This is a genomic window from Paenibacillus sp. GCM10027630 (assembly GCF_042676305.1).
Lineage (GTDB): Bacteria > Bacillota > Bacilli > Paenibacillales > NBRC-103111 > Paenibacillus_S.
This window is the reverse complement of sequence record NZ_JBHTGY010000010.1, coordinates 193947-214428: the sequence shown is the minus strand read 5'-3', so window position 1 is coordinate 214428 and position 20482 is coordinate 193947. Positions and strand designations below refer to the sequence as shown.

Genomic DNA, 20482 nt, shown 5'->3' with positions numbered 1-20482 from the left:
CTCTCCTTCATTGCAACCTACGTCCAGAGCCGCTTGCTTCCCATGGATACAGCGCTGGCCCCTGCCTGCAACGCGATTTCAATTTCAGATGGCTCCTGAATTAATCCCCCTGCTATAATAGGCAGTGAAATGGTATCCTTAAGTCTCGTAATAACACTCGGGATAAGTCCCGGCATAATCTCAACCGCATCCGGCTCGCTCTGCTCAATATTATGAATCCCATGCTCCAATGCTGAAGTGTCAATCAGAAATAACCTCTGAATCGCCAAAAGCCCATTTTTTTTAGCATGCTTTATAAAATGGCTCTTGGTTGAAATAATACCTGTAGGGCGTACCCGCTCGGCAATATACTTCATAACAATCGGATCTCCGCCCAGTCCCGTTATAAAATCTACGTGCAAGAACACATTCTTGCCGGCCCGAAGTGCTCGGCTTACATAATCCTCCACAGTAAATAAATCACCGATCAGTAAAAATACGGCCGGCCAGTCACCACGGCATGCCGCCTGCAAATCCTCTGGCTTCCTCACGGCAGGAATGATTTTTCTAGTTCCCCAATAATTGTGCAAATTCTGCTTCATAGTCCTGTTCCACTCCTTTTAATAATTTCATTTCATTGCCTGCGCTTTATTAACTTAACAGACAATTGTTATTGGAATGTTAACCTGACTTATAAAATAATAATTTATGTACAACCCCCGAACATGCCAAACAGCCTTGTACTTAGTTACTCAAGGCCAGGGTGTAATACTATTATTCAACAGCTTCATTCTTTTTTGAAGGGAGGAGCAAGCACGCCAACGTCTAAGTATGAAAAATGATGAGGAGGGAACACAGATGGGTAAGAGCATGATAAGAGCGCTCGTTATTGTATTGGCCCTAGCGATAAGCGCTTACGCATTGATACAGTACGGGTTGTACGAACCTCAAAAAGCCGGACTCGTTTCGACCAAGCTAAGGAACCCGGATTTTCACTTGAATCCTTGGATCTATGCCCTTTATACCCACATTGTGACGGCTGTACTGGCGCTGGTTATCGGTCCGTTCCAACTTTTTTTGAAACCAAGGAGCACCAAGCGGCTTAGTCGCCACCGATTGCTTGGCTTCGTCTATGTTGGGTCCATTACAATCAGCGGGCTCGTCAATCTTTATTTGTCCCTGCAAGCTACAGGCGGCTGGGTTTCCGCGCTCGGCTTTTTGCTGCTGGATATCGTGTGGGTTGGAGCCACGTGGATCAGCGTATTCAAGATTTTAGGCAATAATGCTCAAGCCCACAAGGAATGGATGCTGCGCAGCTATGCACTAACCTTCGCAGCCGTCACACTAAGGATATGGCTGCCCTTGCTGATCGTCATTTATCATGGCAACTTTATTCAAGCCTATCAAGTCGTGGCTTGGCTATGCTGGATTCCGAACCTGCTCTTCATCGAAGCGTTGATTCGTCTGCGCCCCAAACGTAGCGGCCGGTTGTCCGGTTAACATTGTAAAAAATCATTTATACAAGAAAATTATCTGTTCTCATACTACATCTTGTTGTAGATTAGATTACGCAATTATGCAAATACGATGAAGCCAAGGAGGCTATGCCATGTCCGAGAATCGCGAAACTTCAGGAGCTTCCCTCGACAGCAGCCGCCTCCGTCTTCAAGCTGACTGCGAGAGCTGCTTCGGCTTATGCTGTGCTGCGCTGCCCTTCGCAGCTTCGATAGACTTCGCCATCGACAAAGACGCCGGGCAGCCCTGCCACAACCTGCAATCGGACTTCCGCTGCGGCGTTCACAACAACCTCAGGCAGCTGGGCTTTAGAGGCTGCACGGTTTATGACTGCTTCGGCGCTGGGCAAAAGGTCTCCCGAGATACTTTCGGCGGCCACGACTGGCAGCAAGTCCCGGAATCCGCGGAGCAAATGTTTAATGTATTTCCAATTATGCGACAGCTGCACGAGCTCCTCTGGTATTTGACCGAGGCGCTGACGCTGCAAGCTGCAAGCTCGATTCATAATGAGCTCAGATTGGCCCTCGAGGAGACGGAACGCCTCACTCATCTCGATGCCGGCTCAATCCTGAAGCTTAATGTGGCAGCACATCGGGCAGATATCAATGCTCTGCTCCTACGAGCCAGTGAGCTTGCGCGAGCCGAAGCGCTTCGTTCACTGAAGGGCTCCTCAAGCCGTCTAAAGGCCTTCACCCGCGGGGCTGACCTTATCGGTGCGAAGCTGAGAGGTGCCGACCTGAGAGGCGCCAACTTGAGAGGGGCCTACCTCATTGCCGCTGACCTCAGAGACGCCGACTTGAGAGGGGCTGACCTTATCGGTGCTGATTTCCGAGACGCTGATCTCAGGGGTGCCGACCTCACCGATAGTATTTTTCTCACCCAAGCCCAGCTCAACGCAGCGAAAGGGGATGTCCGCACAAAGCTGCCGCCGCCATTGGCTCCCCCAGCTCACTGGTCACTTTCGGAGCATAAAGCGAGCATTTGATAACTATGGCAAGTCGCACAGATTGCTGGTATCGGGTGTGTTCATGCTCAAATTCATCTAAGCATTCGCTTTATTCCTCTATAACGGTTTCACTCTTGAATCCTGTTAGCATATGGGAAATGACTCTCATTGTAGCCTCTAGTGATTGCTGGTAATCCGGCATTTGTGTAATCCAGAGCGCTGATTCGTTCAATGAGCCTGAAAGACAATGGGTCATTGCATCAATGGACACAGGCTTCAAACATCCTTGCTGCTCCATAATTTGAAGCTGTCCCCGAAGCAGCCGCATCGAGTTGTGCTCGTCCATAATTCGCCAAGTCTCCCATCCCAAGACTGCCGGACCGTCTATGAGCATGACTCGCTTGTTCTGTGGTTCAACTGCTGCTGCAACAAATGCGCGGCAGCCCAAAAGCAATTGCTCCCAAACGTCATCACTTTTTGCCGCCTCTGTTTCAATCCGTTCCGCAACTTCTTTCTGAACCGACTCCAGCACAACGTGGAAAAGACCTTTTTTATTTCTGAAATGATGATATATGCTCCCGCGTGTTAATTCAGCCTCATTAGCGATATCCTCCAAAGTTGAATCTGCATAACCGTGTTTAGTGAAATAACTTCTGGCGACATCAATAATCTTATTAATCGTTTCGGTAGTTTCTTCTTTATTTCTTTTCATAATCGGCTATAATCCCCTGTCCTTGCTCCCTTACTTCTTACTACACAGAGCCTCAAAGTTTTTCCAATATTGCTAACGCCTCTTCATCCATGCTTTTGGCCAGTGATCTTAAAGAATGTCTAATCATCCATGAGGTATGCTTCTCGCCACCATCCAACCGCTCACGCAGCCAATTAACCGTAATATCCTTATGGTCCTTCGTTAAATCATTCAAATGATTGGCAACCGATTTTCTGACATAAAAAGAAGGATCATCCCATAAAGGATCAAGCAAAGCGAGATTATGTGCAGGGTCTTCATGAATGACCTTTATCCTCTTAGCCCATGGCAGCCGTGGACGGGTCCCTTCACTTACTAAACGCCGAACATGAAGGTTAGGGTCATGAGACCAGCTGCTTAATAGCTTGATACTGTCGTCTGGATAAACAGCCAGATAAGGGCGTATCGCATATTCCGATGTATGTCGCTTAGTTATTTCACGTAGTGCATGCATAGAAAGAGTAAAATGCTGTAACCCGTATTTCTCCACAAAATGGGCAACAGGCATCAGAAAATAACCGTTGGTGAACATCCCTTCCTCTGTTTCATTTTCCGGACCAAGAATGTTTAACAGAATGGCCAAAGAATCCGGATAATCGGGAGGCAAAGCTTTGTTTAATTCATCAGCAATGATAGCTACTCTTCCCTTTAATTCATGAGGTCCCACCTGCTCGGCAATGGAGTCCACAAAAGATTGGGCGGGAAATTCCGGATAATGAGGTCTGATCAACTCGGAAAGATGATGAGCTAATTCTACCGCAAAATAATGCTTCAAAGCTACGGCATCGCTCATGCATCACCGTCGCCTTTATCGTTTGACCATATCTTCTCGACATATTGAGCGCTTTCCGCTTCTGAAGGAGGGATGATTTGGATGACATCGATCAAAACACCGTTAGGATCCGAAATGATAAAATGTCGTTGGCCGAATTCTTCATCCCGAATATCAAGCTCTATCGAAAGCTTCTCCTCCTGAATAAGCCTTTTATACTCATCATCCACATTTTCCACTTCCAAATTGAGTATTAACCCCTTCACCTTTGTTCGGTATACAGTCGGTATGGTGGGGTGTGAAGCATCCAAAAGAGCCAGTTCATAAGTTACTTTACCTCTGGACAGCTTCAGACTTACGTACCAATCTGCTTCATATACGGTCTCAAACCCAAAATAAGCCGTGTAAAACTTTGCACTCAGTGCGACCTTCTCCGTAAGAATAACCGGGTAAAAACTGTTTAATTGCATAAGAGAACATCTCCTTTGGAAGTAATTTACTTTTGTATTTTAACATACATACAGTATGTATGTAAATATAGTTTGAGAAAAACCCCTTTTGCCGTCCTTGGTGTACAATTATAGGTTTGTACGCTGCACTTGACCCAAAACAACCTGCCAGAGCTGAATCCATGGATACGGAAGTGAAGGGCATTGCGGAAGTTATTTTTCCTTTATCAGTCTGAAAGCCCAAAAAACAGAGGGATAACGGAAGCGCTCGTTCCGTTATCCCTCTGTTTTTATGCATAAATGCCCAATTAGACCAACATAACGGAATTTCCACTTCCGCTATCTCCCTAGATTAGAGCAGGATGATGGAATAACGGAACTCTTTGTTCCGCCAAAATCCTCCAGCGCTCACCGCAGCGCCCCGTTCTTCATAATTTCACTATTGTTCTCGAAGCTTGAGTAGACGAGGTACCACTGATTCAAATGGACTTCTTTTTATTTTGCTGCATCCCCCACAGAGTAAACAGAATTCCAGCAACCGTCACAAGAGATGCGACCCAAGGTACAGCATGAAGTCCTCCACCAATGTTCAAGTCGATCACTACACCCCCAAGATACGCACCCAATGCATTTCCGAGGTTAAAGGCCGCGATGTTTAATGTTGATGCCAAAGTAGGAGCTTCCTTAGCCGTGTTCAACATATGCAGTTGTAGCCCTGGTACGGTACCGAATGCTGCTATGCCTAAAATAAACACTGTGATTAAGGCCAGAATTTTGTTCTGATCCGTTAGACTGAACAGTGCCAGAATGATCGCCAGCGAAACAAGTATCCACGTAAGCGAGGGCAGCAGCCTTCTGTCTGCTAATTTCCCGCCATATATATTGCCGATAGTAATCCCAATTCCAAATAACACAAGGATGTAGGAAACAGAACCTGGCGAGAAGCCCGTAATATCAACCAAAATCGGTGTAATGTAAGTGAAGGCTGTGAAAACACCCCCGAAACCAAACACCGTCATTAACAGTGCAACATGAACGGTCGGGCGCTTTAACACACCAAGCTCCTGCCGCAAACTCGACTGAGCCGCTTTGACCTTTGGAACGAGCAGCATAACGCCAAGTAAGGCTATGAGCCCTACAACTGAAATGACCCAGAACGTTGACCGCCAGCCAAACGACTGACCCAGGAAGGTTCCTATGGGAACACCCAGAATGTTCGCCAATGTCAGACCAGTAAACATAATGGCAATAGCGCCGGCGCGTTTTTCTTTGGGAACCAATTCTGCCGCAACGACAGAACCGACACCAAAAAAGGAACCGTGCGTCAAAGCAGCTACGATCCGAGCTACCATCAATATTTCGTAGTTCGGTGCGAGTGCGGCCAGTACATTCCCTGTGATAAAAATGAGCATCAACAGGATTAAGAGTGTTTTGCGCTGCATCCTGTGTGTGGCTATCGTAATAAACGGAGCCCCAACCGCAACTCCCAGCGCATAGCCAGTAATGAGCAGGCCAGCCGATGGAATGGAGACATGAAGGTTCGAGGCGACATCCGGAAGCAAGCCCATAATAATAAATTCAGTCATCCCAATGGCAAACGCACCCAGAGTCAGTGCATATAAAGCCAGAGTTGAACCTTTACTTGAGGTTATTGAGGAATGATTGGCCATACTATTTGAATTCAAGAAGGTTCCCTCCAGTTATTCGTATTTGGATACTTCAATTATTCTAAGCTCAAATTATATATAAAACAAATTATGAAATAGTTGTTGATACATAAATATATTTATCGATTGGGCTCAGGGATATACAAAAAAGACCAACCACTGTCAAATGGCTGATCATTCCTTATTTTCTCTTAGGATCCTTGTTATCTCATTCATTCCAAACAGATGTTTATGCTTCATTTTGTATGCAATAAACAGCTCATTTTTCACCGTTAAATCCGTATAAATCAGCTTCGCTCGCACCATCGCCGATGATTCCAATATATAGGTAGGAAGCAGGCTTAAACCTGCGCCGTTCTCAATCGCTTTTAAAATCATATGTAGATTAGGAATCACATGAATTGGCTTGATAAGAGGACGCTTCTTAAAGTGCTCTCTCCAAAATCTTCTGATGATGGGCAATTCTAATCCGTAGCTTAACCAATTTTGAGAAGATAGCCACTGTTCTCTTAACTTCATATTATCTGTGTCCATAATTTCCATTTGTTCAGGGGCAACAACAACAAACTCTTCAACAAATAAACTCTCATACTCAATTCCAGGAACGAGAAACTTTTTGGATGTAATAATAATATCTACCTTGTCATCCTTTAATAGCTCTAACAAATGATCGGCGGTTCCAAAGTAGGAAACCGTACATGTTGTGTATTTATGAAGCTGCGGCAATATTTTCTCACTGAACAACTCGTGCGCCGTACCAATACGGACCACTTTAAAAGTAGGTAAGGATGCCGCTTTGAAACTCATCGTTGTTTCCTCAAGTGATTCTATAAGCGGAGCCAGCTGTGAATAGAGCTCTTTGCCCCTTTCTGTCGGCATCATCTTTCTAGCTGCCCTTGTAAATAGCGGCTCACCAACCTCCGCTTCTAATGAAGCTAGATGCTGACTCATTGCCGGCTGTGTCATCATACGTGTTTTGGCCGCTTCGGAAACCGAGTTATGTTTATAAATAGTAATAAAGGTTCTGTACCATTCAAAATCAACCATATGAATTACCCCTCAGCCTTTTGTGTTATACGGCATCTTCAGCTAAAATGAGCAAGCTTTTCATGGTAACTCTCATGCTGGCTTAGACATAACCCTGCTGAAAATCAGGTTGACCAAAATCACAAGGCCAACGCCAATGAGGGTTGCGATCAGCCGATCGAACAGAACACCAAGCTCAATCGATTGACCAGCGTTCATAATCAGCATAATGAGAGGAGTCATGGATGCGGAGTATGCGAAATAATTTCGAACCTTGAGCAGCGGTCTCACAGCCGCGAGAAGCCCTATGCTCATGATCATTCCCCAAGCCGGCAGACTAACTACAAGGAATAGACTGGCCGCGATCACTCCGAGTACGGTGCCGAGTGCTCGTTGTGTTGTTTTGATCGGAAATGGCTCCACTTTTCGTTCAATCAGGATCGCAACAGTAAGTACGATCCAATACAAATGGTGGCCGGGCCAGAACCATCGAAATCCCTCAGCTATGCACAGACATAATGCAAGCCTGAGTGTATATTGCCAACCGGATAGGTGCGTCAGCGACTTCCTCCAGCGATTGATTTTTTGCGATATTGTGAAAGTCGAAGCTTCATCCTCCGATGAATCGATACTACGTCTTGTCCGTACTAACGCCCCCAGCATCAAACTCAGACAGGTGCTCCAAATAGCCCCTGCAACGATCAAATAAAATAATTGTGTCCGATTCGGCGCCGTACCTATCACGTTGATGGTGATGGCCAGAAATAGGATAAAACGTGTTGTTGCGACAACAAAGGCACGACTATATCCCCCAATTATCGCTGCAAGGCTGGCTAGCACGACTACAGCAATGTCGGACATCCAACCATAACCGAGTAAAAGGATGGCAGCAACAGCAGCTAAGATGACCGGTATCAGCGCTGAAGCCAATTCTTTGGCCTGATTTTTGGTGCTCGATCCAGCTTTCACTCCACTGACTGCCAACCCACCAACTGATGCGGCCAAACCAAGTGGAAGGTGACCAATTGCGGCGAAGACCAAGATAGGCCCGGCCATAGCCATTCCTGAAGAAATGAGTTCAACAAGCTCCACCTTAGCTGCAGTAGACCATTGAAGCACTTGTGCCAAATACATTTTTCCATCCACCTAGAACACCTCTTCTTCACTTAGTTATCCAAGAGGCTCTGCCATTTTACAAATAGCTTTCATACGAAATAGCTCGAATGCTTTGTTTTAGTATAGCATGTTCTTAAATGAAACATTTTCTTCTTTTATTTGTATAAGAAATAGGAGGTGATAGCGAATTGCAAAAAATGTCTTTATTGCTGGTTTGTCTAATAGCCATGTTCACAGGTTGCTCTAAAAGCACAGATAGTACGCATACCGAGGTACGCTCTGTCGTTACAACGGAACTAACGAAACAAGATGGTTTAGACCACTGGAAATTACGGATGGTGCCGAAGGTTAATACGCTGGGACAACAGGGATACGATATTGAATTTCAAAATTCCGGGGATGCTTCAGTCAAAGATGTAACGGTGTATTATAGAATAGATACCAAGGAAAAGCTATCGGGTAGTACGGTAAAAGCTGATTCTAAAACTGTAGTTTCCAAATTGGATCCTAATGAAAAAATATCGTTATCTGATTTAACCTTGCCAGTCAACACGCCCATTTCTGTAGAGGTGGATTGGCTTGAAGGTAACCATATAAGCAAGGGAACAGGTATCTTTAAGATAACAGAATCCAAGTAGACAAAGACGCGGCTCATTTAATTGAGCCGTCTTTTTATAATATCAGCGTACTATGTCAATAAGCTTTAAACTGACTTTTGAGCAACTCGAACACACCTAACCTTAAAAATTTTTAAAAATTAGTTAGCAACTGACGAAGAGTAGTGGACTTAACCGTCATATCTCGAACTTGAAAGGAAATAGCCCCGTTTTTCAATCCTGTTATGCAATCTGGCTGAGTGCAGATCATGGTCTAACGTACAATTCGCATTAACAGGACGAGGTGGATAAGGCTAAATTACGAGGTCTGGCCTCTAGAATTTGATCGGATCTTCTCTCAGTCCCAGATATGCCGGTTAAGCCGTTTGTGCTTAAGCTAAACCGCTCGGAGAGGAAGGAAGCAATTGAAACGGAGCTTCTTGTTTACCTCGACCGCAACATAATAAGCTGGCTTAGACGATGTGAAAGGTAGACGATCTCTTAGCATGGCAAAAGCGATCTTGAGCATCTTGTTGCCCATAGCGACAAAAATAGAGCGCTGGTGCTTGCCACGGTTCTTGAGACGTTCATAGAACGGTTTGAGATCGTGGTTATGCAGACATAGATTTCGACCGACCAAGTAGGTCACATAACGAAAGTGATGGTTGCCCTGCTTGGAGATCTTGCCGTAAGAACTGGGGCCCCCTCCTGTTTGCTTTACAATAGGATTTGTCCCAGCCTTCTTGACCAATTGTCCGGCATGGGTATAGTGGGTGACATCCCCAATTTCTGCGTAGAGCTCTGCTGCTGTTGACACACCAACTCCTGGCACCGTGAGTAGAAGTCGTCCATCGGTTTGGAGCAGCAGACTTTCGATCTCATGATCGAGGGTATCTACTTTCGAGTCAAACGCACGAAGGTCTTGGAGCTTCATTCGCAACAGCAGAAGCTCGGGTTTCAATTTCTGTTCGTCAGGCGCCAGAGATTGCTCGGCAACATATAACAACTTGTGAATGGTGGATGCCCTCAACTTCAAATTGTGCTGAATAGATAGCTTTCGAAGTCCTAGTTCACCAAGATGACGAACTGCTGAAGGATGTGGAAAATGCTCCATGAAAAAGAGAGAAGTTTTGCCCCAAAAGTTGCTGAAAACTTTCACTTTGTGAGCTCGCCCATCCTGATGCTTAGCATAGCATTGAAATTCGCGCCAGATCATATCCATGAGCGTACGTATCTCGATTCGCAGTGTAGAACGTTTGCGGATCTCTGAGCGACGTGCTCGAGTTAGTACGCGAAGATGCCGCTGAACGCCTTCAACCAAGCGAGATTCTGTCGCCTTGTTGTTCTTGAGAGCGTGGGCAATGGACACCAAATCCAGGTCGTCTGTCTTGCACCAACTCAGGGCACTTGAACGCTCTTCAAAGGTGGTGTAGGCATTGAGGATTTGCACATGGTACCCATGTAGTGCCATCTGTCTGACGATATCCTCATAGTAATGGCCAGTAGCTTCGATGCCAAGAAGCAAACGAACAGCTCCGGTAAAGGTGATGGCCTGTTCAATTCTGCGATACAGCAGCTTCATTCCGGCATCACTTACCGAGAAAAAGAAGGGTTTCTCAATGATGTCACCGAAATAATTGCAGATCAGGGCTTTTTGGTGAAGCTTGGCCGCATCGATTGCTACGATGAGGACTTGTTCCAGGTTAACACCCCGTAGTAGTTGACTGAACTTTGTTCCCTTTAAGCCTTGAATATTTGAGGATTTCCCCATGCGACTTCAACCTCCTGTGGTAGGGTAGGTATAGATTGAAGCTCTTTGTCAGGTGCTTCGTATCTTCGATAGTTGCTGGGGATTTCCCTTCTTTAGTGGATTATATTACACGCCAGACTTTATAAGTTTTCAGCAGAGCTGAACAAGTCTGATATTGCAAGAAAAGCTACAACTTAGTCACGAATGTATCTTCCTTGAAAGGGCTTCGATCAGAAGCTTTTCTTATAATATCAGACTTATAAGTTTTCAGCAGAGCTGAACAAGTCTGATATTGCAAGAAAAGCTACAACTTAGTCACGAATGTATCTTCCTCGAAAGGGCTTCGATCAGAAGCTTTTCTTATAATATCAGACTTATAAGTTTTCAGCAGAGCTGAACAAGTCTGATATTGCAAGAAAAGCTACAACTTAGTCACGAATGTATCTTCCTCGAAAGGGCTTCGATCAGAAGCTTTTCTTATAATATCAGACTTTATATGTTTTCAGCGGAGCTGAAGAAGTCTGATATTGCAAGAAAAGCTACCTTTAAGACACGAATGTATCTTCATCGATAGGGCTTCGAATAGAAGCTTTTCTTATATTCCAGGCTCGGATGAGCGCATTGAAGACAACTCACTGTTTTAGTTGTACACAAGTGGATAAAAAATGCTATTTCACCTGTGGATAAATACTCCTGTGGATATGTTAGTAAATATTCCAGATATATGCACAGTTTGGTGTGAACAGATGTTAATACTGTGTATAACCATGTGGATAAAAATTTTCGACTTCTGCATAACAAACCTTCCTTTTCCACCTGTCACGAACAGGAGCTTTCCATTTTAACATGAAAAAATAACTAAATCTATAAACAATTCATCAAGCCGGAATAATTAAAAGTGTGTTGGTACAGGATAAAACTGGTTAATAATCAATAAGGAGATGATTTCATTGAAAAACGATAATGATGCTCATTACGCCGAAGCTGCCAATACCGCCGCAGGGATTCCTGAATCCACTGAACAAGAGGAGCATGCGCCTACAGATATGATCAGCGAGGCTGTTAGTGAAATTGTCGATAACGTTCAATATGCTTTTCAGGAAGATGAAGACTAAGGGAGGTATTTCATATGTCCAAGGAAAATAATGGCCTGAATAAATCCAGCGAAAGCCACTCCGAGGAACTTCAAGAATTGTCACCCAAGGATGAGGCAACACGATCCATGCAAATGGTGTATGGGCAAGCTTCTGCAAGTGACCCGGACAGTTTGACGGATGATTTTGAAGATGATTACCCATTCCATAATGATACTTTGGCCGAAGGGGAACAATTTCAGGCGGACAGCCTGGTTGCTGAGGAAGGCACCCCAGTTGATCCAGCCGCACCGCCAACCGAGATTTTCCATGGAACCGATCTGCTGAATGGATACAATGGTGAAGATTAACTCACCATCAGACGCTTCGGTTAATTGCGCAGATTTCACCTACCAACACAAAAGCAGCCTAATGTCAAAATCGACAAAGAGGCTGTCCCAAAAGGGTATCTGTGAATGAATCAGCCCAAACTATGTACAAAGACGCCTCCAAAACCACCATGTAAGCGGAAATGGAAGCGTCTTTTTTGTAGGGAAATTCCCATCAGAGTGGGGGGTTCGAAAATCCAAAAATGAATCCGGCCGCTTTTTGGATGTTACTTAAGTGATGGGGCGAGAAGCGATGTTCAAGGCTGCTTTCAATCTAGAGGAGACCATGATTTGTCGGGCCGCTGCGGAAGGAAAGAAAATAGATGGAAATTGTAACGCTAATCTAGCGTGGATATCGCTTGAAATCAATCTAACTGGAAAAACTAACTCTAATATAGATGAAATGGTGGATATCAGCCAAAATACGTAGAATTAGCATGAGGAATTCCAGCTATAAGGCTTGGAACGCTATTTTCGGAGTAACTAACTTGACATTTTCCTGATAATTGCACGGAGTGTGCCAGACTGTTTTTGCTACCATCTATTCAGGATAAAATGGTGGAGGAGTTGTCCTCAAAATGACTTTTGGGACAGCCCCATTACCTTTCTATTGCACTCACAGGGACCTTCAACAGCGCTTTTCTTACAGAACGCGTTCCATATGCGCTGCACCAGGGACGATGAAGGTCGGACGGCATAAACACAGCGTACTGGCCGGGATACAAGAGCAGCTCTATCTCTTGTTCCACGGAGTCAAAAAACGTGTGATCCTCTACAAGAGGCACTACTTCCACGGGCCTATTGCTCTCGTTAGCCCTGGCGAAGCCTATTTTCTCCGTACCGGAAATCATATAGTGAATATCGATATATCGCTCATGATGCTCAGGTCGCATTTCCTCAAAAGGGAAGGTTTCCGCTGTCTTTACAATAAGATATATGCCATCCTCACCAACCGGATATACACCATCATCCACTTGCTCAAAGGAAAGGGAACGGAGGTAGTCCAACATTTCCACGAGCTTCGTAGACAACAAGTATTGATCCGACTCCCATCTCTTGAAATCACCGATAAGCATAGGCTTTACTACTCCTCCAGCCCTTATATTTTAATAAGCATCAGCAGAGCCCCTACCATTGGAGTTACAATCATCGCACTCCGCAGTAGCAGCTGCGGCGCACGCTTGGTAAACTTTGCGCCAATATAGGAACCGATCATTGTACCTGCTACTACTTGAGCTAGTAAGACAAAATCCAAGTAACCCGCCTGAAAAAAACCGATGGAGCCAAACAGTGCTATAGGCAATATGACCACCATGGTAGTGCCGACCGCTTGCCGTAGAGGAAAGCCAAACCAAATGAGCAAGGCCAATTGAATAAAGGGCGTTGACCCGATTCCGAAAATTCCGGAGAGTGAGCCGGTGATCAGACCGGTCAAGCAAGCTTTTATCCAGAAGGAGGAATCGCCTGACACATCCCCTCCCCCTGCCGCAGCTTCACGGTTTGCAGGAAAGAGCCTGCTTGTGCGAAACCAAATGAGCAGTCCTGACAAAAACAGCATGCCGCTAGTTAACCATACAAGCTGCTCAGCGGCAATCATTTGGGCAACGAAGGTTCCCGCATAAGCGCCGCCCGCTCCGAAAGCTCCGATAATGAGTCCGGAGCGCAGCTGCGCGTTCCCTTCTTTAAAGTGACTGACGGTGCCTGACAACGTCGTGAACACCATAGCTGCTATAGAGGTACCCAATGCGGTATGCACCGGTATATGGAACACAGCCACTAAAATTCCGATTATAAATCCTGATCCTCCGGTTCCAGCAAAGCCCAGGATCATTCCCATGAGCAGCATCGTTGATAGAATGGCCACTTTCTCCAGCTTCTTTCTTGTTAGGTCGTTTGATATGCGTATTGCTGATAGAAGGACGTTCTCATATCGGTACGGTTGCGGTTATGCCCATTTTCACGGATGAATTTCAAATAATCAAGGTCAATGTCTCCGATCACAACCATTTCCACATTCGCTTCCCCTTGGCTCACAATAGCATTAGCTGTACCAATCATTGGCTGTATGGGTGAATAAATCCCGCTTTTCCCTGTAAAAGTAAATCCATAAGGAATATGGTTCGGGAAAGGGATTGAGCCTACCAAATGGCTGTTGATCACATACACCTGGTTCTCGGATGCACGCGCTTGAGCAAATAAAATGTTACGGCTTTGCCCCCATTCATCCAAGCACGCAGTTGGAGCAAGAATAACATCCGCGCCCATCTGGCTTAAAATACGAGCAACTTCGGGAAATGAATTGTCATAACAAATCGCTATTCCGTATTTAACTCCGTTGATCTCAAAAATATCGAGTTTTTTCCCCGGTGTCGTCAATTCCTTGTTATACACCATTTCATAAGATGGATGAATTTTATTTTGCTCAAAGACAGTTCCGTCCGGTGCAAACAGGAACGCCGTATTATAGTAGCAGCTATCCTCAACATGATACGAAAAGTGCGTACCGGCCGCCAGCGTAATTTGATACTCTCTAGCTAAGCTTCCGCATAATTGCTTTAGGTAGTTTGTATATTCTTTGCCAAACCATTCGAAAATTTTCGTAATATCTGCAGCATTTCTAATTTCAAAGTCGTGCAGGGTTATAAGCTCGATGGCAAAAAATTCCGGAAGCAGCAGCACTTCTGCTCCTTGCTCTTTGGCAGATTGCACATGCCATCTTACATGAGCCTCGAAATCCTGGATAGACTTCAGTTTTCTGGCACGGTACTGGCTGCTTGCGACTTTCATCTTAGTTGACTCCTCTCAGTTCGACCGTATGATTAATATTACGAAGAAATTGATTCATTCTTGGATTGGTTGTACAAAACACTTCTTCAGGTTTCCCGCTTTTTGTAATTTTGCCATCCTCCATAAAAAGCACACGATCCGATACATTGCGGGCAAAATTCATCTCATGAGTAACAACCACCATCGTCATACCTTCGCCGGCAAGCTTAACCATAATATCCAGCACCTCATGGACAAGCTCAGGGTCCAGCGCCGATGTAGGCTCATCGAATAAGATTACCTTAGGCTCCATCGCTAACGCTCGGGCTATGGCAACGCGCTGCTGCTGGCCGCCGGACAGGTTAGCCGGATATTCGTTAATTTTCTCCAGCAAACCGACTTTTGCAAGCAACTTCTTAGCTTTGGCCTCTGCTTCCTGACGAGGCACTTTCTTGACGGTACACGGACCTTCCGTCACATTTTGCAGCACCGTTTTGTTAGGCCATAAATTGAATTGCTGGAAAACCATACTCACCTCGGACCGGAGCCAGGTCAGTTTCATTTGTGATAAAAAGGTCAACCTTCCACGGGAGTTAGTTTTGTATTGAACTTGCTTTGCATTGACTGTAATTTCACCTGAAGAGGGTACTTCCAGCATGTTAAGGCAGCGGAGCAATGTGCTTTTTCCCGCACCGCTAGGACCAATGATGGACACAACCTCCCCTTCACGTATATCGAGATTGATTTGGTCCAACACCGTTTTGTTATGGAACACTTTGCTCAGTTGACGGATTTTTATCATAGTAGCCCTCCTACTTTTTCACCATTCTTAGCTTTTTTTCAATGAAGTACTGAAACAGCATGATGCCGCTTGTCATGGTTAAATAAATCGCGCCGGCCACTCCGAGCGTTTCCGCCACACTATACGTACTATTGTAAGCTCTTTGGGCTGCCAGCATCAGATCCGGTACTGTAATAATCGATACTTGAGCCGATTCCTTCAGCATAATGACACAGTTGTTAATGTAAGGGGGCGTAACCAAACGGACGGATTGAGGAATCGTGACTCGAAACATCTTTTGCAAAGGATTCATCCCTACCGAATCAGCAGCTTCCAGCTGCCCTTTGTCTACCGACATCAGACCCGCCCGGATAATCTCCGACTTGAAGGAGGCTGAATTAATAGTCATTGCAGCTAACCCTGCCGTGAAAGCCGTCAATGTAAGTCCGAATGGCGTCGCATAATAAAGCCAGAACAAGGTTAACATAAGCGGCGTCCCCCGCAGCACCCATACATAGACGAATGCAACACCACGAACTGCACTAACACTGGAGAGTCTCATCAAAGCGATAAAGTACCCAAGCACAGTCGAACACAGGATAGCAAGTATGGATATTCGAAAAGTCGTCAGCGCCCCCTCCAGATAGAGGGTGAAATAATTGGATACAATACCCCAGTCCATATGGATCACTCATTTTCTGCAAAATTTTTCATTACTTCGGAAGCGGAGCTCCGACCCATTTTGTTGCCAATTTATCAATTGTTCCATCCTTCAGCTTTTCTTCAATAAGCGTATCAATAATGCCTTTCAATTCATCCTCGCCTTTTCTAATACCTACACCCATTGGTTTAATGGCTGTTACAGCACCCACAAGTTTCAATGCTTTATCACTCTTATCGTTCTTGATATAATCTTTCGCGGCGATATTACCCACTGCATAGGTATCGATTCTACCGGCTTTTAAATCCGTGAAGGCTTCCGCATTACCCGGATATTCCTTCAACTCTTTATAGCCGCCGATTTCCTTGATGACGGAATGGGTTCCAGATCCACCGATAACTCCAACTACAAGCCCGCCAAGCTTCGTGGCGTCTTCAACCTTGCTATTGTCCTGCAAAGTAGCAGCAATGGTGCCGTCTTTACCGTAAGGAACTGAGAAATCAATGATTTTCTTTCTTTCATCTGTAGCGGTAAGACCCGACATGACCAAATCAAACTTTCCTGCAATAAGTCCCGGTATCAATCCAGCAATGTTACCCGGAACAAACTCCGCTTTGACTCCAAGCTTCTCCGCGATCATGTTGCCGATATCAATATCCAATCCAGCTATTTGACTTTGTTCATTCATAAACGTGATCGGACGAAAGTTACCGCTTGTCGCAATGATCAGCTTACCTTTTTTCTTGATCTCTTCTACAGTAGCCGACTTTGCTGTACTAGCAGTCGCTGCAGGCGCAGCTGCCGAGGCTGCCGCGGGCTTCTCAGACGGCTTAACCGAAGTTTCCGTTGCGGCTGGCTTGGACCCGCATGCCGTTACAAACCATAGTGCTGCAATCACCATAAGGATACTTGTTATTTTTAACTTCTTCATACTCCCCAGCTCCTCGTTATCTTAAATTCCTTTATACGTTAGATTATATATCACAAACTTGTCATTTGCATTGGCTTTTGTCTACAAAATTCATCTGTCCATTTGGTGACTGTTCACAAGTCTTATATGTCTGTGCGAGCTATATTATAGGCTGTAATCCCCATTTTACGCTGTAGTTAGCGATTTCAGACTCGTATCTTTTTCTAAATAGCTCTTTAATAAGTTTGAATTTTATGTTAGTTTTAGTAACATACATATACGGGAGGAATCTATATGAGCGGCATTAGTGTACAGCAGCTACTTGATAACAAGCCTTATTTATTTGGTCCCGATCCTGTTATTAGTGGGGCTGAAGGACTTCACCGCCGAATTACTAACGTAAATGTGATGGAGGTACCTGATGTATTCAATTGGGTTCGACAAGGAGATTTACTGCTCACAACCGCTTATTCAATTAAAGATAACCCGGAAGCTCAGAATGAATTAATCCCTAAGCTTTCTGAAACCGGGATAGCCGCTATTGGCATTAAAACCAAAAGATACCTCGACAAGGTCCCCAAAGACATGATCGCTTTATCCAATCAATACCGGCTACCTATTCTTGAGCTTGCTTATCAGATCGGATATTCTCAGACGTTGACGGATGTGCTGGAGGAAGTGCTGAGTCAGAAGTCGAGGTGGCTTATAGAACAGCATCAAAAAATACAACTGCTGACAAACACATTAATAATGGGGGAAAACAGTCGGACCTTTATCGAAACCTTCGCTAAATGTACAGGGCTGCAGGCTGCATTACTGACCTATCAATCTGAGTTTTTTGCTACCGACGCATCCATGACCAATGATTGGCCGGAGTCGAATGATCTTCGAAAAGCCCAATTGAATCCTCAAGGCGGAGAGTTCCCCTGCTATTGGCTAGGCGAGCATTCAAGCAAGCTGTATATGCCGATTGAGAAGAACAACGAGACGATGGCTTATTTTATTTGCTGGGGGAGGGAGGATGGGGATTGGGAACCGCTGCAACTCCTGCTGCAGCATACGGTCAACCTGCTAACCTTACAATTAAGTAAGCAGCATTCACTTAGCAGCCTGGAGGATAACCGAAAAGACCTTTTTCTTAAAACATGGATACTCGGTGAGATCTCGGACCCGCAAACGATAGCACTGCAGGCTGCCTCCGCCGGACTTCAGCTGCAATCGGAATACAGCGTGTGCCTAACCTCCATCTTAAGTCCTTACTCGCCAAGAGAGCTTATGAAGGTGAAAACGTATTGCATTTTGCAGGGGATTATACTACTCCATACAGGTAATGAATGGATTCTGCTTATTCCACAGCAGCTTGCAAGTCAAACCGATTTCTATAGCAAGCTCCAAGCCGAGCTTAGAAAATCTCTGAGAATGCCCGTAATCCGGCTAGGTATCAGCGGCATCAAACAGCTCCCGAACGTTCACGAAGGCTACAATCAAGCAATGAGCGCACTTGAGCTATGGGAGGTCATCCAACCGGGAGAAACTTTTTGCTATTATGACAGGCTTGGTCTATATCCGATCTACCACCTGCTCTCGGATCAGGAATCGATAAAAAAGCAGCTGTTTCAATACATCGAGCCACTTCATCAATACGACTTCAAAAATCAATCCAAGCTGATTGAAACGTTGATAGCCTATTTGAATTGCGGAGGCAATATTAAAGAGACGGCAAAAGCTCTATTCTGCCATTACAACTCAATTGTCTATCGACTGGAACGTATTCAAGCTTTATTAAATGTCGATTTGAAAGATCCCGATATACGGTTCCAGCTTCAAATGGCTGTCAAAGTATTCGCTTTTTCCATCAAAAAAGGGGCTATGACCAAGTCATAGTCCCTGATGTATTGTATGTTTCCTATTTCCCAGCTGCGGGCTTCTCAGCTCTACCACATCACCGATCCGGCAATTTAAAGGATTAGCCGGCGTACCGGTCAAAATAATATCCCCTTTGCATAATGTGGCCATGCGAGAGATATGAGCAACAATCCAATGGGCTGAGAACAGCATGTTTTGAGTATTATCCTTCTGGATCATCTCTCCGTTCACCCACATTTCCAGATCAACGTTAGCAGGATTTTCCACATTCGCTAGCTCCCCGATAGGAGTGAGCTGGTCGAACATCTTAAATCTTCCCGTGTCAAAATGAGCGCTTGCTGTCATATCATTCACAATGGCATAGCCTGCAACAATGGATGGAACCTCGTGCTCAGATATATTTTTGGCTTCTTTTCCTATTACAACTGCCATCTCAACCTCACAAATAAACTCGGTCAGCAATGGGGAAAGATAAATATTCTCTTCTGTCGTCAAGCTCTCGGGAGACTTGAAAAATAAGAAAGGATCCTCTGTGTGAGTGATTCCTTTTTCCGCTCGAAAAGCTTTGAAATTAGGGCCCACTCCAATAATTTTGCGAGTATGCTGTATGTATTGTCTTATATCCATATTCATAATATCTCCTTTAATTGGCGGATTACTCACGGAAACGATAGTAGCATAGAAGGATATTTAAGTAAATAAAATCCAGCATCACTCAGCAGAGCTGCGGATTTTTTTATTTGCAACATTTTTCAAGTACGCTCCGTCTATGGTGATGTCGACAAAATTTCCTGGGGAATGTACAACTAGATAATAGACATAGAGGAGATATTACTAATATGAAAAAGTCTTTGATCGCCGCAACTGTTATACTTAGCTTGACTCTATCCGCGACAGCTGCTTTTGCAGAAACGAAACCGGAAGAAGTAAACTATACACCCATTCAAATAAAGGACGCTGACGGTAATGTCATTGCTCAAACAACCAGCTTACAATTGGTCACTGAAAAATTACCGGTTCAAGACGTTCATGACGCTAACGGAAATGTAATTGGTCAAACACGTCAAACCAAACCGCAAGACTCCTTCGGCGGCATGCACTACGTGCTTGTAGCAGGAGGTAAATCACTTGGAGTTGGCAGCAAGGCAGCCTACATCAAAGGCGATCAGCTGATGGTTCCACTTCGGGCAGTTAGTGAAGCGCTTGGTTATACAATAACATGGAATGCCGATACGCAAAGCGTAGACTTAACTAAAGGTGCTGTTTGGAGCGGCATCTACATTGGTAAAGACAACTTCTCTTTCGGAAAAATGGCACCCGTCCAATTAGGAGCTGCACCCGAGCTTAAAGACGAAGTTACCTTCGTGCCCTTTACCTTCTTCAGCGATATATTGAAGCTCAAGGCGCAGATCGATGAAACAGGTGTAATTCGTATAGACGAAGCATAAAAAAGCTTGATAATTACCGCC

The 20482-nt window shown here is 44.9% G+C and carries 23 protein-coding genes; 8 read left to right on the top strand and 15 right to left on the bottom strand.

Annotated elements, in window-relative coordinates:
* Positions 1–17: 17 nt before the first annotated feature.
* A complete protein-coding gene (locus ACFQ0C_RS05845; protein ID WP_379364840.1) occupies positions 18–581 on the bottom strand; it encodes a glycerol-3-phosphate responsive antiterminator in 564 nt (187 codons plus the stop codon).
* Positions 582–837: 256 nt separating this feature from the next.
* Between ACFQ0C_RS05845 and ACFQ0C_RS05840 the strand changes: the two genes are divergently transcribed.
* Positions 838–1479 (top strand): DUF2306 domain-containing protein, encoded by a 642-nt coding sequence (locus ACFQ0C_RS05840; protein WP_379364838.1) that lies wholly within the window; start codon positions 838–840, stop codon positions 1477–1479.
* 109 nt (positions 1480–1588) lie between these two features.
* The gene (locus ACFQ0C_RS05835; protein WP_379364836.1) at positions 1589–2479 is read left to right on the top strand and encodes a pentapeptide repeat-containing protein; all 891 of its coding nucleotides are present in this window, start codon (positions 1589–1591) and stop codon (positions 2477–2479) included.
* Positions 2480–2549: 70 nt separating this feature from the next.
* On the opposite strand, the gene ACFQ0C_RS05830 is transcribed toward ACFQ0C_RS05835, so the two are convergent.
* From ACFQ0C_RS05830 to ACFQ0C_RS05805, 6 genes are all read right to left on the bottom strand, one after another.
* On the bottom strand, positions 2550–3152 hold the full coding sequence (locus ACFQ0C_RS05830) for a TetR/AcrR family transcriptional regulator (protein ID WP_379364834.1): 603 nt from the start codon (positions 3150–3152) through the stop codon (positions 2550–2552).
* Positions 3153–3204: 52 nt separating this feature from the next.
* Positions 3205–3984 carry a DNA alkylation repair protein gene (locus tag ACFQ0C_RS05825; RefSeq protein WP_379364832.1) on the bottom strand — a complete coding sequence of 260 codons (780 nt, stop codon included), beginning with the start codon at positions 3982–3984 and terminating at the stop codon, positions 3205–3207.
* Entirely contained in the window at positions 3981–4433 is a 453-nt protein-coding gene (locus tag ACFQ0C_RS05820; RefSeq protein WP_379364830.1) for a VOC family protein, read from the bottom strand. Before ACFQ0C_RS05820 ends, ACFQ0C_RS05825 begins: the two co-directional genes overlap by 4 nt.
* A gap of 458 nt (positions 4434–4891) precedes the next feature.
* A complete protein-coding gene (locus ACFQ0C_RS05815) occupies positions 4892–6082 on the bottom strand; it encodes an MFS transporter (RefSeq protein ID WP_379364988.1) in 1191 nt (396 codons plus the stop codon).
* Between the two features lie 171 nt (positions 6083–6253).
* Entirely contained in the window at positions 6254–7126 is an 873-nt protein-coding gene (locus tag ACFQ0C_RS05810) for a LysR family transcriptional regulator (RefSeq protein ID WP_379364828.1), read from the bottom strand.
* A 72-nt stretch (positions 7127–7198) separates the two neighbouring features.
* The gene (locus tag ACFQ0C_RS05805; RefSeq protein WP_379364826.1) at positions 7199–8251 is read right to left on the bottom strand and encodes an FUSC family protein; all 1053 of its coding nucleotides are present in this window, start codon (positions 8249–8251) and stop codon (positions 7199–7201) included.
* 158 nt (positions 8252–8409) lie between these two features.
* Here ACFQ0C_RS05805 and ACFQ0C_RS05800 point away from each other — a divergent pair, with 158 nt between their 5' ends.
* Complete coding sequence (locus tag ACFQ0C_RS05800) at positions 8410–8859, top strand: hypothetical protein (RefSeq protein ID WP_379364824.1); 450 nt, start codon at positions 8410–8412, stop codon at positions 8857–8859.
* Positions 8860–9214: 355 nt separating this feature from the next.
* On the opposite strand, the gene ACFQ0C_RS05795 is transcribed toward ACFQ0C_RS05800, so the two are convergent.
* On the bottom strand, positions 9215–10588 hold the full coding sequence (locus ACFQ0C_RS05795) for an IS110 family RNA-guided transposase (protein ID WP_379364822.1): 1374 nt from the start codon (positions 10586–10588) through the stop codon (positions 9215–9217).
* Between the two features lie 929 nt (positions 10589–11517).
* Here ACFQ0C_RS05795 and ACFQ0C_RS05790 point away from each other — a divergent pair.
* From ACFQ0C_RS05790 to ACFQ0C_RS05780, 3 genes are all read left to right on the top strand, one after another.
* Positions 11518–11682, top strand: coding sequence for a hypothetical protein (locus ACFQ0C_RS05790; RefSeq protein WP_379364820.1), 165 nt, complete (start codon positions 11518–11520; stop codon positions 11680–11682).
* A 14-nt stretch (positions 11683–11696) separates the two neighbouring features.
* Positions 11697–12011: a hypothetical protein gene (locus tag ACFQ0C_RS05785; RefSeq protein ID WP_379364818.1), complete on the top strand. Its 315-nt coding sequence runs from the start codon at positions 11697–11699 to the stop codon at positions 12009–12011.
* Positions 12012–12264: 253 nt separating this feature from the next.
* A complete protein-coding gene (locus tag ACFQ0C_RS05780) occupies positions 12265–12459 on the top strand; it encodes a hypothetical protein (RefSeq protein ID WP_379364816.1) in 195 nt (64 codons plus the stop codon).
* A 169-nt stretch (positions 12460–12628) separates the two neighbouring features.
* On the opposite strand, the gene ACFQ0C_RS05775 is transcribed toward ACFQ0C_RS05780, so the two are convergent.
* Genes ACFQ0C_RS05775 through ACFQ0C_RS05750 form a run of 6 tightly spaced genes read right to left on the bottom strand, consistent with a single transcriptional unit; the run spans position 12629 to position 17168 of the window.
* Positions 12629–13105: a NanQ anomerase/TabA/YiaL family protein gene (locus ACFQ0C_RS05775; protein WP_379364814.1), complete on the bottom strand. Its 477-nt coding sequence runs from the start codon at positions 13103–13105 to the stop codon at positions 12629–12631.
* Positions 13106–13128: 23 nt separating this feature from the next.
* Positions 13129–13893 (bottom strand): sulfite exporter TauE/SafE family protein, encoded by a 765-nt coding sequence (locus tag ACFQ0C_RS05770; RefSeq protein ID WP_379364812.1) that lies wholly within the window; start codon positions 13891–13893, stop codon positions 13129–13131.
* Positions 13894–13913: 20 nt separating this feature from the next.
* Complete coding sequence (locus ACFQ0C_RS05765; protein ID WP_379364810.1) at positions 13914–14816, bottom strand: nitrilase-related carbon-nitrogen hydrolase; 903 nt, start codon at positions 14814–14816, stop codon at positions 13914–13916.
* 1 nt (position 14817) lies between these two features.
* The gene (locus tag ACFQ0C_RS05760) at positions 14818–15597 is read right to left on the bottom strand and encodes an amino acid ABC transporter ATP-binding protein (protein WP_379364808.1); all 780 of its coding nucleotides are present in this window, start codon (positions 15595–15597) and stop codon (positions 14818–14820) included.
* A gap of 10 nt (positions 15598–15607) precedes the next feature.
* Positions 15608–16258 carry an amino acid ABC transporter permease gene (locus tag ACFQ0C_RS05755; protein WP_258212931.1) on the bottom strand — a complete coding sequence of 217 codons (651 nt, stop codon included), beginning with the start codon at positions 16256–16258 and terminating at the stop codon, positions 15608–15610.
* A 31-nt stretch (positions 16259–16289) separates the two neighbouring features.
* On the bottom strand, positions 16290–17168 hold the full coding sequence (locus tag ACFQ0C_RS05750) for a substrate-binding periplasmic protein (protein WP_379364805.1): 879 nt from the start codon (positions 17166–17168) through the stop codon (positions 16290–16292).
* A gap of 273 nt (positions 17169–17441) precedes the next feature.
* On the opposite strand from ACFQ0C_RS05750, the gene ACFQ0C_RS05745 reads away from it, so the two are divergent.
* Positions 17442–19031, top strand: coding sequence for a PucR family transcriptional regulator (locus ACFQ0C_RS05745; RefSeq protein WP_379364803.1), 1590 nt, complete (start codon positions 17442–17444; stop codon positions 19029–19031).
* On the opposite strand, the gene ACFQ0C_RS05740 is transcribed toward ACFQ0C_RS05745, so the two are convergent.
* Positions 19026–19640: a fumarylacetoacetate hydrolase family protein gene (locus tag ACFQ0C_RS05740; protein WP_379364801.1), complete on the bottom strand. Its 615-nt coding sequence runs from the start codon at positions 19638–19640 to the stop codon at positions 19026–19028. The two genes, ACFQ0C_RS05745 and ACFQ0C_RS05740, sit on opposite strands and share 6 nt — an antisense overlap.
* A 212-nt stretch (positions 19641–19852) precedes the next feature.
* Here ACFQ0C_RS05740 and ACFQ0C_RS05735 point away from each other — a divergent pair, with 212 nt between their 5' ends.
* Positions 19853–20461: a copper amine oxidase N-terminal domain-containing protein gene (locus ACFQ0C_RS05735; protein WP_379364799.1), complete on the top strand. Its 609-nt coding sequence runs from the start codon at positions 19853–19855 to the stop codon at positions 20459–20461.
* Positions 20462–20482: the final 21 nt, after the last annotated feature.

Bases quoted from the DNA above. Each gene is read 5' to 3' on its own strand.
- ACFQ0C_RS05845 (WP_379364840.1), bottom strand. From the start codon at position 581: ATGAAGCAGAATTTGCACAATTATTGGGGAACTAGAAAAATCATTCCT.
- ACFQ0C_RS05840 (WP_379364838.1), top strand. From the start codon at position 838: ATGGGTAAGAGCATGATAAGAGCGCTCGTTATTGTATTGGCCCTAGCG.
- ACFQ0C_RS05835 (WP_379364836.1), top strand. From the start codon at position 1,589: ATGTCCGAGAATCGCGAAACTTCAGGAGCTTCCCTCGACAGCAGCCGC.
- ACFQ0C_RS05830 (WP_379364834.1), bottom strand. From the start codon at position 3,152: ATGAAAAGAAATAAAGAAGAAACTACCGAAACGATTAATAAGATTATT.
- ACFQ0C_RS05825 (WP_379364832.1), bottom strand. From the start codon at position 3,984: ATGAGCGATGCCGTAGCTTTGAAGCATTATTTTGCGGTAGAATTAGCT.
- ACFQ0C_RS05820 (WP_379364830.1), bottom strand. From the start codon at position 4,433: ATGCAATTAAACAGTTTTTACCCGGTTATTCTTACGGAGAAGGTCGCA.
- ACFQ0C_RS05815 (WP_379364988.1), bottom strand. From the start codon at position 6,082: ATGGCCAATCATTCCTCAATAACCTCAAGTAAAGGTTCAACTCTGGCT.
- ACFQ0C_RS05810 (WP_379364828.1), bottom strand. From the start codon at position 7,126: ATGGTTGATTTTGAATGGTACAGAACCTTTATTACTATTTATAAACAT.
- ACFQ0C_RS05795 (WP_379364822.1), bottom strand. From the start codon at position 10,588: ATGGGGAAATCCTCAAATATTCAAGGCTTAAAGGGAACAAAGTTCAGT.
- ACFQ0C_RS05785 (WP_379364818.1), top strand. From the start codon at position 11,697: ATGTCCAAGGAAAATAATGGCCTGAATAAATCCAGCGAAAGCCACTCC.
- ACFQ0C_RS05775 (WP_379364814.1), bottom strand. From the start codon at position 13,105: ATGCTTATCGGTGATTTCAAGAGATGGGAGTCGGATCAATACTTGTTG.
- ACFQ0C_RS05765 (WP_379364810.1), bottom strand. From the start codon at position 14,816: ATGAAAGTCGCAAGCAGCCAGTACCGTGCCAGAAAACTGAAGTCTATC.
- ACFQ0C_RS05760 (WP_379364808.1), bottom strand. From the start codon at position 15,597: ATGATAAAAATCCGTCAACTGAGCAAAGTGTTCCATAACAAAACGGTG.
- ACFQ0C_RS05755 (WP_258212931.1), bottom strand. From the start codon at position 16,258: ATGGACTGGGGTATTGTATCCAATTATTTCACCCTCTATCTGGAGGGG.
- ACFQ0C_RS05750 (WP_379364805.1), bottom strand. From the start codon at position 17,168: ATGAAGAAGTTAAAAATAACAAGTATCCTTATGGTGATTGCAGCACTA.
- ACFQ0C_RS05745 (WP_379364803.1), top strand. From the start codon at position 17,442: ATGAGCGGCATTAGTGTACAGCAGCTACTTGATAACAAGCCTTATTTA.
- ACFQ0C_RS05740 (WP_379364801.1), bottom strand. From the start codon at position 19,640: ATGGATATAAGACAATACATACAGCATACTCGCAAAATTATTGGAGTG.
- ACFQ0C_RS05735 (WP_379364799.1), top strand. From the start codon at position 19,853: ATGAAAAAGTCTTTGATCGCCGCAACTGTTATACTTAGCTTGACTCTA.